This is a genomic window from Hoeflea sp. CAU 1731 (genome assembly GCF_039888615.1).
GTDB lineage: Bacteria > Pseudomonadota > Alphaproteobacteria > Rhizobiales > Rhizobiaceae > Flavimaribacter.
Genome location: NZ_JBDQQS010000001.1, coordinates 404,948 through 418,955 on the forward strand (window position 1 = coordinate 404,948; position 14,008 = coordinate 418,955).

The window sequence follows — 14,008 nt, forward strand, 5'->3', positions numbered from 1 at the left end:
TCTCGTGACCCGAAGGCTACGAAAGCCCTAATTTCTGGAGAGAATTAGTAAATTCATCCATCCGGGCCTCAGCAAGGTCACGAAGCCGCTCAATTTCTACAACGTCTCCGGGCTCGATTTTCTCGGGATCGGGAATTGCGGGGGCGTGCCCCACCATAGCAATCTCCGGGACTTCCGTGAGTACGCGCGAAAGCGAAGTCCACCACTTCTTCATCGAGGTTATACTAGCGTCTATGCTGGGCCCTAACCCCATCGGGGACTCGTCTAATTTCCCCGCTTCGTAGTCCAAGAACAATTTCTGCCTGCTTAACGCCCACTCAAAATTTTTCCTTAGTTCCTCATAATTGTTTTTAACTCGTTGGGTTTCAGCTTTGATATCAAGAGGCCCTTCATCAGTTTTCGTATCCATGCGATCCAAAGCCTGTTGCATTTTATTCTCCAAAACCTCGGATGCAGTCTTGCGTCGTCTCAATATGTACGCAGCGCTACCGGCGAGCATTAGGTAAACGCCAGCACCAAGCGCAAGCTGGCCCTGTGCTGGAATAGCGAGATCAAGCCACCAGAGAAGAACAGCAGGCGGAAGGATAAATGCACCCTGCCAGATTGCTTGCCAAGCGTGTTGTTTGCCATCGGCCCAAAGATCTTTCACCGCATCCTCCCCAGATATAATCGGGGAAGATAACCATCAATTTTCTTTGGTTGAAACCCCGAAGGCATCTGGCCTAGTCTTCACCAGTTTCCCACTCTTCTGGCTTTTCTCTTCCGAAGCGTCTAACCCTTTAGGCTTCGGCGGCGTTTTCAGCATCCGCCTCAGAACCTCGTCGCCCTTTTCCTGGTCTTTGTCTTTTTTGGTGCCTGTCATGAAGGAACTACCTCCACCTCCGTTCGATCTCCCCCTTAGCGACCCCGACCTTCTCCTGATGGGCAAAATCGCGATCCTGTGGGGGCAAATTGATGAGTCTTTCAATTCTTGCCTTCGATTGGTCCTCAAAATCGACAACCGCGTATTTGAAAGCCTTCTCGGGAATCAAATGATAGGCTCTCGAGTCTCCCACATGAAGGCTGCAATTCATACGGCCACCGATTCCAGAAACAGAGAGCTGCTATCTGAAATCGTTTCGAAGATGGAGGACGTGCTTCCAAGCCGGAATGCAGCAATGCATGGATGCTGGGGGCGGTATGTTCTAGATCCTTCCTATAAAAAATTCCGCGTGGGCACCTTCAACCATCAGAAACCCAAAAGCCGTTTTTTTTGACGATCAGTTACCGAAACTTTACGCCGATCTCGTGGCGATCCTAGGAGTTCTCGCGGAACTTATGATGCGCAGCACCGAACTTAACCCTGAGCCAACGCAGTTCAGCCAAAATAAGATTTACTTCGCTCCCCAACCTCCAGACGAACGTGCTGCGGGAGTATGGTTTGAGCGAGGCGACAGAGTGCTTCCCGTGCCGTCCATATCTCCGGGTTGAAAGATGCCAAAATGCGCTCCGCCTCGTCCACCTGATCGCGAGTAACCTTGATCACTATCTTTGCCGGCCTGTCGGCGCGAATCATAGGGTTATTCCCTTTGGTACGTCAAGTATATAATTAGGATATAATTCCTAAAATTGGAATTGTATCTATGACTTTAGACAACTTGAAAGCACATCTAAACATAACAGACAACAATGACGACGCCCTGCTTACATCGAAGTTGGGCGCTGCATTGGAATGGATGGCTCTCTATGTCGGTGAAGATGAGCTAGGAAATCCGCTGGTCATCGAAGCTACACTTCAGCTTGCGGCGACGTTCTATGAACAGCGCGAAGCGATCGGGCCGACCGAACTGCAAGAGGTTCCATTCACCGTCTGGGAACTGATCGAACCCTTTCGGGTGCGAAGCTTCTAATGGCCAGAACATCCGACCAGCTAGCGCGTCTCAACCGGCGCATGAAAGCGATTCCGGAAAGTGTCCGGGAGGCGGTGAAACCTGCCCTCGATAAATCAGAGGATGAATTGATCGCGCTCGCAAAGCAGTTCGTGGCTGTCGATCGTGGCGACCTGAAAGACAGCATCGAAGGTAACCACGGTGATCATGAACTGGAACGGGTGATTTCTGCCGGTAGCGAAGACGCCTTTCATGCATGGTGGGTTGAGAAAGGCACTTCTGAAATGGAGGCCCAGCCCTATTTCTTTCCAGCTTACAGGCTCCTGAAAAAGCGCATTGCCGGGCGCATCAAACGGGCTGTCGGCAAGGCTGTGAGGGAATACCATGCTTGAATCGTCCCTTGCCCTTCAGAAGGGCATCCGCGCCGCCCTTGTCGCCGACGCTGGCGTTACGGATCTTGTAACGGCAACCAGCATCTTTGACGGCAGAACGCGCCCTGAAAACTTCCCTTGTGTGATCATGGGCGAAGGCCAGACCGTGCTTGAAGCGATCACCTACGCCCGCAAGCATGTCCGGGTATATCTCGACGCCCATATCTGGACAAAGGAAGCTGGCCTTCATGACGTCAAGACGATCGCCGGTGCCGTCTCAACCGCCCTTGCCCTGTCACCCGCCATTGATGACCACGCCCTTGTCGATTTCATGGTGACCGGAACCCGGTTCATGCGCGATCCCAAAGAGGAATACGGCCACGCGATCATCTCCATTGAAGCGCTGATTCAGGTGGCGTCATGATCCAGTCCGGCAAACTCGACAAAACAATCGTGCTTCAGCGTGAGACCGAAACTGTTGATGCCTTCGGTCAGAAGACTTCCACCTGGGCGGAAATTGACACCGTGCGGGCTGGCCTGCGGGAGCGCACCACGCGCGAATTCATGCAGCCCTTTGGCGAGAATGAAACCGGCGTGCTGGTATTCAAGATTCGCTATCTCGGCGGCCTGACAACCGATGATCGGGTGATCTTCGACGGCGATGCTTTCAACATCAAGGAAATTGCCGAGATAGGCCGCCGCCGTGGCTTGCTTTTGCGTTGTGAGGCAACCCAATGAAAGGTGCGAAACCACAGTTGCGCACTGATCGGGCGGCGCTCGCATCGGTCCCGCGCCCGCCTGCATGGCTCGCCAAGGATGCTAAAGCGGAGTGGAGGCGGACAATGCCGTTGTTGGTCGAGCGACGCATCTTGACCGACGCGGACCTTGGAACGCTCGAAAGCTATTGCACCGCGGTAGCCCGGATTCGTGAGGCCGAAAGAACGATCGCCAATGAGGGTTCAACCTACATGTCGACGAGTGGTCCGAAGCGACACCCCGCCGTCACTATCCAAGATGCAGCGATGAAAACGGCGCGCCTATGCGCCGCCGAACTTGGACTGACACCTGTTAGCCGATCGCGCCCGACAATCCGAGACGACGAAGACGATGCTGATTCCCTCTTGGATTGATGACGGCTCCCCGATCGAAGACACCTTTGGCGATGGCGAGCGCGCCGTGCAGTGGCTGCGGAAACTAAAGCATCCGAAGAATCCAGCTAGTGGCCATGCCTTTCAATTGGATTTCTGGCAAGAGCGGATCATTCGCAAATTGTATGGCCACCGACACCCGGACGGTTCCCGCATCGTGCGTCGGCTTGTGTTGCTTCTCCCACGTGGTAACCGAAAGACTTCCCTGTGTGCGGCAATCACGCTCTTGCACCTCATGGGACCGGAAAGGCAACCGGGTAACCTGATCGTGTCGGCGGCGGCGGCGCATGAACAGTCTCGCGAGCTTTTCAACGAAGCTGCCCTGATCGTGCAGAATGACATTCGAATGTCGAAGCATCTGACAGTCAGGGATTACACATCCTCTATCAGCTTCCATGATCAACGGTCACGATACATGGCCGTTGCCTCAGATGGCAAAGTCCAGCACGGAAAAACACCTAACGTGGTGATCGCCGACGAACTGCATGCATGGGAAGGCAGCGCCGGACAGCGCCAATGGGAAGCGCTCGACAGCTCGCTTGTCAAGGTTCCGGGCACGCTATTGATTGTCGCAAGCACGTCCGGCAGGGGGCAAGAAAATCTTGCCTATAAGACGGTCGACTATGCGGTGAAGGTCCAAAAGGGCGAAATCGAGGATCCGGCCACCTTGCCAGTGATCTACATGGCCGAAAAAGGCGATGACTGGAAATCTGAAAAGCTTTGGAATGCGGTAAATCCCGGCATGAAGCATGGCTATCCGGACCTTGCCAGCTACCGCGACAAGGCCAAAAAGGCGATCGTTTCACCTGCCGATCGTGACAGCTTCCTGCAATACAATCTCAATGCCTGGCTTGACCATAGCGCCAGCCCGTTTGTCGAGATGAGCGTCTACGACAAAGGCAATGCGCCGATCGATGACAAAGCCCTTGCCGATCGCCCTTGCTGGCTTGGCGTCGACCTTTCGAGCACAACAGATTTAACCGCCATTGTCGCCGCCTTCCCAGACGAAGAGGAAGGTTACATCGTCAAGCCATGGTTCTTTTGTCCTGCCGACAATCTGCGGGCGCGTGCTGATCGCGATGGCGTCCCGTATGTCCGTTGGTCCGAAGAAGGTTTCATCGAACCAACGCCCGGTAATGTTGTTGATTTCCGCCATATCGAAGCGGTGATCCGTGATCTTTGCCGTAGATACGACGTTCGCGAAATCGCATTCGATCCGCACCTTGCCCGCGTCATGATCGGCAATCTACTCGATGACGGATACCCTGCCGTTGAAATGAGACAAGGCTGGGTCACCATGGCGCCAGCCGTCAAAGAGCTTGAACGCGCAATCATCGCCGGACGCCTTCAGCATGGCGGACACCCTGTTTTGCGGTGGAACTTCGAGAACATCGCAACCGAGACCGACAAGGCCGGGAATAAGAGTTTCCATAAAGGCAAATCGCGCGATCGCATCGACGGCGCGCAAGCATGCGCAATGGCAGTCGGGCGCGCCTCAACTGGCGACACGGGCAAATCGGTCTACGAAGGCCACGGAATCACATTCATTTAGGAGTATCTAATATGGCCGACGACACAGAAAAATTGATCGTAAAGCTTGAGGCGCGAATTCGCGATTTCGAAAAGAATTTCGACAAAGCACAAAGAACCGCCAACAAGAATTTTGCAGCTATCGAACGGCGCGCTGACACAAACGCCCGCCGTCTACAGGCAACCATGTCCAAGGCGGCATTGGGTGTGCAAAGCGCGTTCAAAGGTATTGCCCTTGGCGCGATCGGCGGCGGTTCGCTGGTCGGTCTGACAAGGCAGGTCACGGATACCATTTCCGAACTTTCGCAAATGGGTAAAGTTATGGACCGCATCGGATTGAACGCCAAGGCGTTTCAGGAACTACAATTCGGTTTTCAGTTGGCTGGCGTCTCACAATCGGAATTCGTGCGAGGAATGGAGGCGTTCGCAAAGCGCCTTGGCGAGGCATCCATGGGCACTGGTGTCCTGTCGGATATTCTCGAAGCAAATGGCGTGTCTATAAAAAATCAGGCAGGGGAGTTCAAAAGTACGGAAGCCTTGCTTCGCGAATATGCCGAACTGATCCGCAATGCCGGTTCTGAGCAAGAGATGATGACGCTCGCCACAAATGCCTTTGGCAGGGGCGGCGCGAGTTTCGTCAACGCTTTGAAGAATGGCGAGCAGGGTCTAGTCGCCATGGAGAAAGCCACCGCCGACGCGGGCGGCACGATCGATGAGGAACTAATCAGAAAGGCCGAAATTCTCGATGACAAATGGGCATCGGCTTGGCGAGGTTTCGAGGTCAACGCCAAGTCCGCGATCGTGTCCGTCGTCGATAGCTTCGATAGTTTGGAATCGAAGCTTGGAAATTTCGGCAACAACAAATTCTTCAAATGGCTCGCGGAACGGACGGGTGCGAGTGACGCTGTATTCGTTCCCGGCGAAGGTGTCTATCAACCGGGCGATGAGCTATCGGCAAATGGCAGGGTTGCACAAGCGTTCTCCGGACAGCAGCAACAGGCCGACAAAGAACTGGTCGCAGCTCTTAAGCAGCGATACGGCGAAGCCCTCGACACTGCAAAGCAAACAGTCCTGCCGACCACTGGTGAGGGCGGTTCTAAGAATGATGCTGCAAAGGCTGCGCTCAAACTTGCCGAAGACTACGCCAACATCCTTGAAGGTGGTCGGCAGTTCGTCGCCGAACAGCAGCTTGAACAGCAGGCGCTATCCATGACAGCGATGCAGGCCAGCGCCTTGCGCTTCGAATATGATTTGCTCAATCAGGCCAGACAGCATGGTATCGATTTAAGCCCCGCACAACGTGACGAACTGGCACAACTCGCCCAGGTGATGGCGACGGTCGAAAACGCCACCGCCAAAGCTGTACAATCTCAGGAACAGCTTCAGCAGGCTGGCGATTTTTTGAAATCATCGGTTACTGGTGTGTTCTCCGACCTTGTGACTGGCGCGTCATCCGTTGAGGATTCCTTGGAGCGATTGCTTAATCAGCTTTTAGAAGTGGCGCTTCAAGCCGCGCTTTTGGGCCAAGGACCACTAGCCGGTCTGACAGGCGGTGGCGGATTGCTTGGCGGTATGTTCTCTGCGATCGGCCTTAGTGGTGGCGGTTACGTCAAAGGGAAGGGAACCTCGACCAGCGACAGCATTCCGGCAAGGCTGTCGGATGGCGAGTTTGTCGTGCGCGCCGCCGTCGCAAAGAAACACCGTGGTTTGCTTGAAAACCTCAACGCTGGAAAGCTACCGGGATATTCACAGGGCGGTCTAGTGGGTGCGCGACCTCTCACCAGTTCAAGCTTTGGCGGCGGTGGTCAGAACATTCAGATCAACTCACCGATCACCGTGAACGGATCGGCGGGCACGCCCGAGCAAAACGCAAACCTCGCAAAGCAAATGCGCCGCGAGCTTGAAGGCTCAATGCGTGGCATTGTTACGTCAGAATTGCGAGCGCAGATGAGACCGGGCGCGATGCTAGGAAGGTAAAAAACCGCCGATCCCGACAGAGGAGAAAACAAAAAGGAAAACGGGACCGACGGCATGGGTTGTGCTGATTACTATCGCAATCATACCGACATGCCCATCATGCCGACTAAACGAATTATCCCATATACCAAAATGGTATGCAAGCAGCATCAATGAAACGAAAACCCGCCGGGCTGCCTTCCCGGCGGGTTTCAAATTTTATGCGCATACGAGAAAAGTAAGTTAGCGGCTTACCTACGCATGATCTTTATATAAAGAGGTTTTCAATCAAACACAAGACAAACATGAAAGTTCTTCATGTTTATTTGCGCCGGTCAGGTAAGCTCATACTCGCTCCCTTCGGTCGCTCCCTGCGCGGCCTTTCAGGCCTTACCCGCGCCTACGGCGCGGAGTGTTATCAATCATTGTTCCGGGACTGTGTTTTGTCAGTTTCAAGTTAGCTCACCAGTATCTTTGTTCTTATTATGTTCCATCATCTTAGGTTTCTATCCCCCGGTATCAGAACTAAATAAAGTACCACGTCTTTCGACGTGGACTTTAAAGGAAAAGCGTAAAGGCTAAACCGTTCTGATACCGGGGGATAAGAATCTCTCATCTTGAGGAGAACACAACTTCGATGGCTGGCCTTAGCAGGGCCGATCGTCGGTAGACACCTTAGCGAGATACTGACCATCTTAATCCGGGCGCTTTCGCGCCACTGTCACGGGTTTCCAGCAAGCTGGAAGCATGCGACCGGGCGGTTGTGTCTTTCCTGACCGGGGTCGCATAGACAGTTGTCATGGCTGACATTGCTGCCTTTTGAATTTTGGGTTTTGCCGGTCTGGTTGTCGGTCTCGTATTCCGATTTCCGCCAGAGATCAGGGGCAGGCCACGGAGCTAATCCCGTGTTATTGCAATGATGGGCCTTCTAAGCGCTGATTACAAGAGACTTTTCGCAATAAATTCAAGCACTTTGTTAATTTAGCTTATTCTTTTAGCTCGATTAACAGCTCACAAAAAAGCGCCCGCCTACGTCCCGGTCAACCTAAGAAAGAAAGCACCAGCTTCAAGCACAGACAGCGCCACAGACGCGCAAGAGGTTTCAGAGTCGCAAGACACCCGCCAATCAGAACGCGCGCCTGTGACCTTTTATGTACGATTTAGCGAAATAGCGAACACCATCCCGGATATCCGGTCGCCGATCATGTCCATGATCTACCCGCCGTTGCCGATCGAATTGCGGGCGATCCCGCCGCCATAGCAATTGTTCACAATTACCGAACAGTGTGTTTCGGTTTTACCAACGACCGATTGCTATAACCGAAGCTGAAACACACGTGAATGACGAAGCCCCACCCGAAACCCAAAGTAAGTCAGAACTGACTAACTTATTGATAATAAAGATTATTTAGGAATATTCTTATTGACAGGATGAATTCAAATCAGCGAGAACTAACGTCGTCAACACAACCTGAAAGGACGAACAATGACGTCTTCAAAGAAAATCCAACGCCTGATCGAAGCTGGCAGCGAATGCTACCTCCCGGATCACAAGTATGCAGGACTGATCGATATGCTCACCGGCAACATCACCGACGACCAGAGGCGCGAGGCCATGGCGGATGCCATGAAGCTCGAACTCGGCGAGCGCTTGAACGTCTGGCCAGCTTCAATCGAACCGCTCACCGACGAAGAAATAGCCAAGTCCAAGGCGGAGTGTGATGCTCATTTGGCTGAGATTGCGGCCGATCCTACCATTACGGTTGATCCGGAAACCGGAATACCATCAAATCAGCTCGATGAAACACCTGAAGAACTAGAGGCGGCCTTGAAGGAATTCCACCAAGGACAGCTTCTTTCAAGTGTACGTGATAGATTGAATGGCAGCGCCGGTCTCGGCGATGATGTCAATTACGTGTAGTGAGGTCAGTCATATGAGTACGAAGCAACTATCGACCGACCCGGCGGTCAGATACACGGTCGACGAGCACAATATGCTCACAGTCTATTTTGATGGCAAATCAAAGGGACCAACTCAGGTAGGCAATGAGAAGACGCTTGAGTCCTTAGTCCGTGTGATGGCAAGCGAAATCGGCTGGAAGAGTACTAATTGACCTTTATGACGCGTTCGGCTGTCTCAGCCGATCGCGTCATCCACATATGTAGCAAGTAAATTGCGACACAAAATCACTACATATTTGCTACATAATTTGAAATGAATATTTATAAAAAGTCAAATAAAACAATAATTTATAAGTTTGTATCTAGATTTCGAGTCTCTCCGGGGGCACCAATAAAATCAGATAGTTACCTTATATTTACGAACCGGATATCACGCATAATGTAGTATTGGGTAACAAATCGGGTAACTAATTTGCTCCGTCGGTTGACTTTTCATCAGGATCAAAAAATGAGTTTTAGTCGGCTGTCCGCGATCTCAGCGATTTTCATTGCGCTTGGAAACCACGCTTTAGCTGTGATTCCAGTTTCCGGGACCTGTTCTCGGGCAAGTGGCAAAAAGCTCAGGTGCATTGGAGTGGAAGAGACGCCACGATAAACGACGCCAGGTATGAGACAGCAGGTGAGGTCATAGGAATGCGCCCGCACGATAAGGGCTTTAAGTATTCAGTATTTTATACCGATAAATAGGGCGACTGGTTCAACCATCGCCGTCTTCTGGAGCCAATCGGAAATATTCCGCCAGCCCAAGCCGAACAAAGCTACTACCCTATGCTGAACGAACCAGCCATGGCCGCATAACTTCAACCAAATGGCCTCCGGCAAACCTGGTGCGGTTCAGAGTCACGCCAACTCACACTGTTTGTTGTACAGCAACCTTAACCGGCTAATTCAAGTTTTACTAATAGGTGAATTGCCGGACCTCTTCGATCCGGCAATTTGCTTGTCACTGATCTATTCGTATCGATCGTGGCGACGCACCCAGTCCATGCCTCTCTCTTCGTTGCGGCCCTTGGGCGTGAGATCGAGCATGGCGTAGGCGCCCATCATGACTTCCACGCCGCGGCCATAGGTAGAGTAGGTGCGATAGACGTCTCCGGCTTCGTCCTTGAAGAACACGCTGACGCCGGGCCACTCCTCGCCTGTCATGGACCATTCCCCGAAATTGTAGTCAATGCTCCCGCTTGCGATCTCCTCCGGCGTGAAGCTGACCCGGAAGTCATAGTTGAAATCGCTTCCGAAGGACGACGCCCATTTGAAGTTCCATCCCATGCGTTTGCGATAGGGTTCGATTTCTTCAAGCGGCGCGCGCGAGACGGCGATCATCGTGACGTCGTGATGCGCGAGATGCAGGTTCATGCCGTCGGTATGGTCGGCCATGAAGGAGCAACTGGGGCAGCCTTCCTTCCAGCCCGGCCCCATCATGAAATGCTGCACCAGGAGCTGCGACCGGCCGTCGAAGAGGTCCGGTAGGGAGCGTTTTCCCTCCGGCGTATCGAAGATGTAGGCCTTGTCGACGCGCGCCCATGGCAGGGCGAGCCGCTCTTGCGCGACTTTGTCGCGAAGACGCGTCAGATCCTTTTCGGCTTTCAACAGGTCCTTGCGGACCGCGAGCCAGTCAGAATGTGAAACTATGGCGTGTTGCATGATTACTCTCCTTCTCTGAGTTTCGTTGCAGAATCCGGGCGTAGTGAACGGGCGGAAGCGAGCTTAAGCCAGGGTGACAGGTGGAAAATGCTCATCACGAGGTACATAAGAGCCATGTCGTTGACCGGCGAGAAGCCTGAGGCGGTCGCGCATATCGTCGTTCCATTCGCGTCAAGCGCGGAAAGCCAGGCCATCGACGCGAAGGTTGGCGCTGCGGCCAGCGCAAGCCAGTCCGCAAGGTTTCGAGTCGGCCCGCCGTGTGGCGAACTCTTCCTTGTAGCTGCAAATAGTGTCATTTTCTCTGCTCCGTCCGTTCCCGGCTTTGCCGGTCGTTGTGGGACGAGCAAGGATGTAGGCCAACAGGCGGAAAGGGTGAGAGTTACAAGTATGACGGGATTTGCATGGACTCACTGATCAACGCTGCGGGACGCGCGCTTTCTGTTGGCGATCCTCTAGCCGCGCTGAAACGGATAGCGTTGCGCGACGACGCCCCGGCGCTGGCATTGCGCGGCCTCGCCATGGCGCAGCTCGGCGACCTGCCGCGCGCAAGGGAGCTGTTGCGCAGGGCCGCGCGCGCCTTCGGTAAAAACGAGCAGATATCCCGCGCGCGTTGCACCGTCGCCGAGGCGGAAATCGCGTTTGTGTCGCGTGATCTCAACCAATCGCTTCGTATGCTCGGCCCTGCGCAAGTGACGCTGGAAAAGCTTGGCGATCGCGTCAACGCCGCCCATGCAGGCTATCTGGACGCGCGCCAGAACTTGCTGATTGGTCGCCTGGATGAGGCCGAGCGGATGATCGCTAATCTGGACGCAGACGCCCTGCCGCCGGCGTCGCGCGTCGGCTTCGAACTGGTGGCCGCCGGCGTTGCAATCCGCCGCGTCAGGGCGTCCGACGCGCAAGCGGCGTTGGTTCGGGCGGCGAATAATGCGCATAAAGCGGCCATACCTGCATTGAGCAATGAGGTCGACCGCACCATGCGCGCTTTCACGGCTCCGGCGGCGCGCCGGATTTCCAACGGTGATGAACGTCTACTCCGGCTCGCTGACGTGGAGGCGCTGCTGGCGACAGATACACTGATTGTCGATGCCTGCCGCAATGTCACTTCCCGGGGAGAGACATCTGTTTCGCTCGCAACGCGACCCGTGCTGATGGCGCTCGTTCGTGCGCTGGCGGAAGCGTGGCCGGAGGATGCATCGCGGGAAACGCTGCTTGAACGCGCTTTTCGCGCGCGCCATGCCGACGAGTCGCATCGCGCGAGACTGCGTGTGGAGATGGCGCGATTACGCAAGGAAATCGAGTTGCTTGCTGATGTGGTTGCGACCAAAGACGGGTTTATGCTGAACCCGCGTGGAACGGGGGCGGTCGCCGTGCTGGCGCCGCCGACCGAGAGCGACCACGCAGAGGTGCTGGCGCTTCTTGCTGACGGGGAGGCCTGGTCGAGTTCGGCGCTGGCGCTCACGCTTGGGGTCAGTTCGCGGACGGTTTTGCGCGCCCTCGAGACACTCGCAGAAACGAGCAGGGTCGAATCCTTCGGGCGAGGGCGCGCCTGCCGGTGGATGGCGCCGAAAGTTCCAGGTTTCCCGACAAGTTTGTTACTCCCCGTATCAACCATCGCGAGATAGGATGCGCCTATGAAACATTCACCTGCAGAAATCCTCAGAGAATATGGCCCCTTTCCGGACGTCGCCAACGTGGCCGGAGTCACCTTTGATGGCGACCGGATATGGTTCGCCACCGGAAAGAAGCTGAATGCGCTTGATCCCGCAGGCGGAGAGATAACGCAGTCACTCGACATCGCCGCCGACGCCGGCACCGCCTATGACGGAAAACACCTTTACCAGATCGCCGAAGCCGTGATCCGCAAGATCGATCCCGGTTCCGGCGAGGTGCTGGCGAAGATCCCGGCTCCAGGCGAAGGAGGGGATTCCGGGCTTGCCTGGGCGGAAGGTTTTTTGTGGGTCGGGCAGCATCGCGGACGCAAGATTCATCAGGTCGAACCTGACACCGGAAAAGTGGTCCGCACGATCGAATCCGATCGCTTCGTCACCGGCGTCACCTGGGTCGACGGCATGCTCTGGCATGGCACATGGGAAGGGTCCGAAAGCGATATCCGGCGTATAGACCCGGCGACGGGAGAGGTGCTCGAGCGTCTGGATATGCCTGATGGCGCCGGCGTTTCCGGGCTGGAATCCGACGGCGGCGGCCGCTTTTTCTGCGGTGGCGGCGACAGCTGCGTATTGCGCGAAGTCCGGCGTCCAGGATCCGGGTCCTGAGCATTATTTTCGCATTCCGCTATCCAGACAGATTTTGTTATCAAGTAGAATTGTTCTTTTACAGGGCTATTGACGGCCTGACTCTCTTTACCTCTTGCCTCATGATCGGCTATCGATCACTTTGTGGTCGATGCTGGAGGAGCATTGCTGGACTATCGAGCCCGGGTTAGCGGGCGAAAGGGAGGATTACATGAAGAAAACACTGTTAACGGCAGCCGCTGTCTGCATGAGCGTCGTCGGCGCACAGGCGCAGGACGTCACGCTTAGATTTGCTCACTGGCTGCCGCCGCAGCACGCCGTGCCGCAGAGCGGCATGGCACCATGGATGGAATCGATTACCGACGCTTCGGGCGGCACTATCACTTTCGAGGTGTTTCCTGCTCAGCAGTTGGGCGCGGCGCCAGATCACTACGACATGACCCGCGACGGAATCGCAGATATCGGATACGTCAATCCGGGCTACAATGCCGGCCGTTTTCCGATTTTCGAACTCGTCGGCGTTCCGTTCCTGGCCAATGACGGCCTGAACGCCTCGAAGGCGATCCACGAGTGGTATCTCGACTACGCCGACAAGGAAATGAGCGACGTCTATTTCTGCCTGGTCAATCCGCATGAGCCGGGGCGTTTCCACGGCAAGAACGAGATCAAGGTTCCGGCTGACGTGAAAGGCCTGAGCGTGCGTCCCGCGCACTCGACCATGGCCCGCTTCGTCAACTCTCTTGGCGGCTCGTCGGTGCAGGTGCCGGCGCCGGAAGCGCGCGAAGCCATTGCCCGCGGCACCGCAGACGCCGTGACCTTTCCCTATGAAGCCATGAAGATCTTCAAGATCGGCGAGGAAACCAAGTTCCACAACGACATGCCGCTATATCTGTCGGCCCAGGTTATCCTTTTCAACAAGGCGACCTATGACGGCCTGAGCGCGGATCAGAAAAAGGTGATCGACAATCATTGCACGCCGGAATGGTCGAAGCAGTTCTCGGCCGGCTGGACGGAGTATGACACGAATGTTCGTCAGGAAATTATGAACGATCCGGAGCATACCGTCTATACGCCGACTGCTGAAGAGATCGCGTTGTGGCGCGAGGCGGCTGTCCCGACCCTTGAGGCATGGAAGGCGGACGTCAAGAACGCCGGCTACGATCCGGACGCCGTGCTCGAAGGCATGCGCTCGGCGCTCGACGCCAACGGCACGCTCAACAAATAGCGAAGACGCAGAAGGAGAGGGGCGCGCTCCTCTCCTTTTGCAAAGAGGGAAC

General features: G+C 55.0%; 16 protein-coding genes. 12 read left to right on the forward strand and 4 right to left on the reverse strand.

Annotated features, from left to right (window positions below):
• Positions 1–16: 16 nt before the first annotated feature.
• On the reverse strand, positions 17–649 hold the full coding sequence (locus AAFN47_RS01950; RefSeq protein WP_499807526.1) for a hypothetical protein: 633 nt from the start codon (positions 647–649) through the stop codon (positions 17–19).
• Between the two features lie 36 nt (positions 650–685).
• Positions 686–862, reverse strand: coding sequence for a hypothetical protein (locus tag AAFN47_RS01955; RefSeq protein WP_499807527.1), 177 nt, complete (start codon positions 860–862; stop codon positions 686–688).
• Here AAFN47_RS01955 and AAFN47_RS01960 point away from each other — a divergent pair.
• From AAFN47_RS01960 to AAFN47_RS02000, 9 genes are all read left to right on the forward strand, one after another.
• Positions 861–1,256 carry a hypothetical protein gene (locus AAFN47_RS01960; protein ID WP_499807528.1) on the forward strand — a complete coding sequence of 132 codons (396 nt, stop codon included), beginning with the start codon at positions 861–863 and terminating at the stop codon, positions 1,254–1,256. The genes AAFN47_RS01955 and AAFN47_RS01960 overlap by 2 nt on opposite strands.
• Positions 1,257–1,622: 366 nt before the next feature.
• A complete protein-coding gene (locus tag AAFN47_RS01965) occupies positions 1,623–1,889 on the forward strand; it encodes a head-tail connector protein (RefSeq protein WP_499807529.1) in 267 nt (88 codons plus the stop codon).
• Positions 1,889–2,260 (forward strand): HK97 gp10 family phage protein, encoded by a 372-nt coding sequence (locus AAFN47_RS01970; RefSeq protein ID WP_499807530.1) that lies wholly within the window; start codon positions 1,889–1,891, stop codon positions 2,258–2,260. Before AAFN47_RS01965 ends, AAFN47_RS01970 begins: the two co-directional genes overlap by 1 nt.
• A complete protein-coding gene (locus tag AAFN47_RS01975) occupies positions 2,253–2,663 on the forward strand; it encodes a DUF3168 domain-containing protein (protein WP_499807531.1) in 411 nt (136 codons plus the stop codon). Before AAFN47_RS01970 ends, AAFN47_RS01975 begins: the two co-directional genes overlap by 8 nt.
• Entirely contained in the window at positions 2,660–2,977 is a 318-nt protein-coding gene (locus AAFN47_RS01980) for a phage head closure protein (RefSeq protein ID WP_499807532.1), read from the forward strand. The genes AAFN47_RS01975 and AAFN47_RS01980 overlap by 4 nt, the downstream gene beginning before the upstream one ends.
• On the forward strand, positions 2,974–3,369 hold the full coding sequence (locus tag AAFN47_RS01985) for a phage terminase small subunit P27 family (RefSeq protein ID WP_499807533.1): 396 nt from the start codon (positions 2,974–2,976) through the stop codon (positions 3,367–3,369). The genes AAFN47_RS01980 and AAFN47_RS01985 overlap by 4 nt, the downstream gene beginning before the upstream one ends.
• Positions 3,347–4,939, forward strand: coding sequence for a terminase large subunit (locus tag AAFN47_RS01990; RefSeq protein ID WP_499807534.1), 1,593 nt, complete (start codon positions 3,347–3,349; stop codon positions 4,937–4,939). Before AAFN47_RS01985 ends, AAFN47_RS01990 begins: the two co-directional genes overlap by 23 nt.
• An 11-nt stretch (positions 4,940–4,950) precedes the next feature.
• Positions 4,951–6,894, forward strand: a complete 1,944-nt coding sequence (locus AAFN47_RS01995) for a hypothetical protein (protein WP_499807535.1) — start codon at positions 4,951–4,953, stop codon at positions 6,892–6,894.
• A 1,465-nt stretch (positions 6,895–8,359) separates the two neighbouring features.
• Positions 8,360–8,794 (forward strand): hypothetical protein, encoded by a 435-nt coding sequence (locus tag AAFN47_RS02000; protein WP_499807536.1) that lies wholly within the window; start codon positions 8,360–8,362, stop codon positions 8,792–8,794.
• 992 nt (positions 8,795–9,786) lie between these two features.
• On the opposite strand, the gene AAFN47_RS02005 is transcribed toward AAFN47_RS02000, so the two are convergent.
• Both AAFN47_RS02005 and AAFN47_RS02010 read right to left on the reverse strand, forming a co-directional pair.
• Entirely contained in the window at positions 9,787–10,479 is a 693-nt protein-coding gene (locus AAFN47_RS02005; RefSeq protein ID WP_499807537.1) for a DUF899 domain-containing protein, read from the reverse strand.
• A 2-nt stretch (positions 10,480–10,481) separates the two neighbouring features.
• Complete coding sequence (locus AAFN47_RS02010) at positions 10,482–10,775, reverse strand: hypothetical protein (RefSeq protein WP_499807538.1); 294 nt, start codon at positions 10,773–10,775, stop codon at positions 10,482–10,484.
• Positions 10,776–10,880: 105 nt separating this feature from the next.
• Between AAFN47_RS02010 and AAFN47_RS02015 the strand changes: the two genes are divergently transcribed.
• The 3 genes from AAFN47_RS02015 (at position 10,881) to AAFN47_RS02025 (ending at position 13,956) form a co-directional block, all read left to right on the forward strand.
• Positions 10,881–12,101, forward strand: coding sequence for a winged helix-turn-helix domain-containing protein (locus tag AAFN47_RS02015; RefSeq protein WP_499807539.1), 1,221 nt, complete (start codon positions 10,881–10,883; stop codon positions 12,099–12,101).
• A gap of 9 nt (positions 12,102–12,110) precedes the next feature.
• Positions 12,111–12,752 carry a Vgb family protein gene (locus AAFN47_RS02020; RefSeq protein WP_499807540.1) on the forward strand — a complete coding sequence of 214 codons (642 nt, stop codon included), beginning with the start codon at positions 12,111–12,113 and terminating at the stop codon, positions 12,750–12,752.
• 190 nt (positions 12,753–12,942) lie between these two features.
• Complete coding sequence (locus AAFN47_RS02025) at positions 12,943–13,956, forward strand: TRAP transporter substrate-binding protein (RefSeq protein WP_499807541.1); 1,014 nt, start codon at positions 12,943–12,945, stop codon at positions 13,954–13,956.
• Positions 13,957–14,008 lie beyond the last annotated feature (52 nt).

Bases quoted from the DNA above. Each gene is read 5' to 3' on its own strand.
- AAFN47_RS01960 (WP_499807528.1), top strand. From the start codon at position 861: ATGAAGGAACTACCTCCACCTCCGTTCGATCTCCCCCTTAGCGACCCC.
- AAFN47_RS01955 (WP_499807527.1), bottom strand. From the start codon at position 862: ATGACAGGCACCAAAAAAGACAAAGACCAGGAAAAGGGCGACGAGGTT.
- AAFN47_RS01965 (WP_499807529.1), top strand. From the start codon at position 1,623: ATGACTTTAGACAACTTGAAAGCACATCTAAACATAACAGACAACAAT.
- AAFN47_RS01970 (WP_499807530.1), top strand. From the start codon at position 1,889: ATGGCCAGAACATCCGACCAGCTAGCGCGTCTCAACCGGCGCATGAAA.
- AAFN47_RS01975 (WP_499807531.1), top strand. From the start codon at position 2,253: ATGCTTGAATCGTCCCTTGCCCTTCAGAAGGGCATCCGCGCCGCCCTT.
- AAFN47_RS01980 (WP_499807532.1), top strand. From the start codon at position 2,660: ATGATCCAGTCCGGCAAACTCGACAAAACAATCGTGCTTCAGCGTGAG.
- AAFN47_RS01985 (WP_499807533.1), top strand. From the start codon at position 2,974: ATGAAAGGTGCGAAACCACAGTTGCGCACTGATCGGGCGGCGCTCGCA.
- AAFN47_RS01990 (WP_499807534.1), top strand. From the start codon at position 3,347: ATGCTGATTCCCTCTTGGATTGATGACGGCTCCCCGATCGAAGACACC.
- AAFN47_RS01995 (WP_499807535.1), top strand. From the start codon at position 4,951: ATGGCCGACGACACAGAAAAATTGATCGTAAAGCTTGAGGCGCGAATT.
- AAFN47_RS02000 (WP_499807536.1), top strand. From the start codon at position 8,360: ATGACGTCTTCAAAGAAAATCCAACGCCTGATCGAAGCTGGCAGCGAA.
- AAFN47_RS02005 (WP_499807537.1), bottom strand. From the start codon at position 10,479: ATGCAACACGCCATAGTTTCACATTCTGACTGGCTCGCGGTCCGCAAG.
- AAFN47_RS02010 (WP_499807538.1), bottom strand. From the start codon at position 10,775: ATGACACTATTTGCAGCTACAAGGAAGAGTTCGCCACACGGCGGGCCG.
- AAFN47_RS02015 (WP_499807539.1), top strand. From the start codon at position 10,881: ATGGACTCACTGATCAACGCTGCGGGACGCGCGCTTTCTGTTGGCGAT.
- AAFN47_RS02020 (WP_499807540.1), top strand. From the start codon at position 12,111: ATGAAACATTCACCTGCAGAAATCCTCAGAGAATATGGCCCCTTTCCG.
- AAFN47_RS02025 (WP_499807541.1), top strand. From the start codon at position 12,943: ATGAAGAAAACACTGTTAACGGCAGCCGCTGTCTGCATGAGCGTCGTC.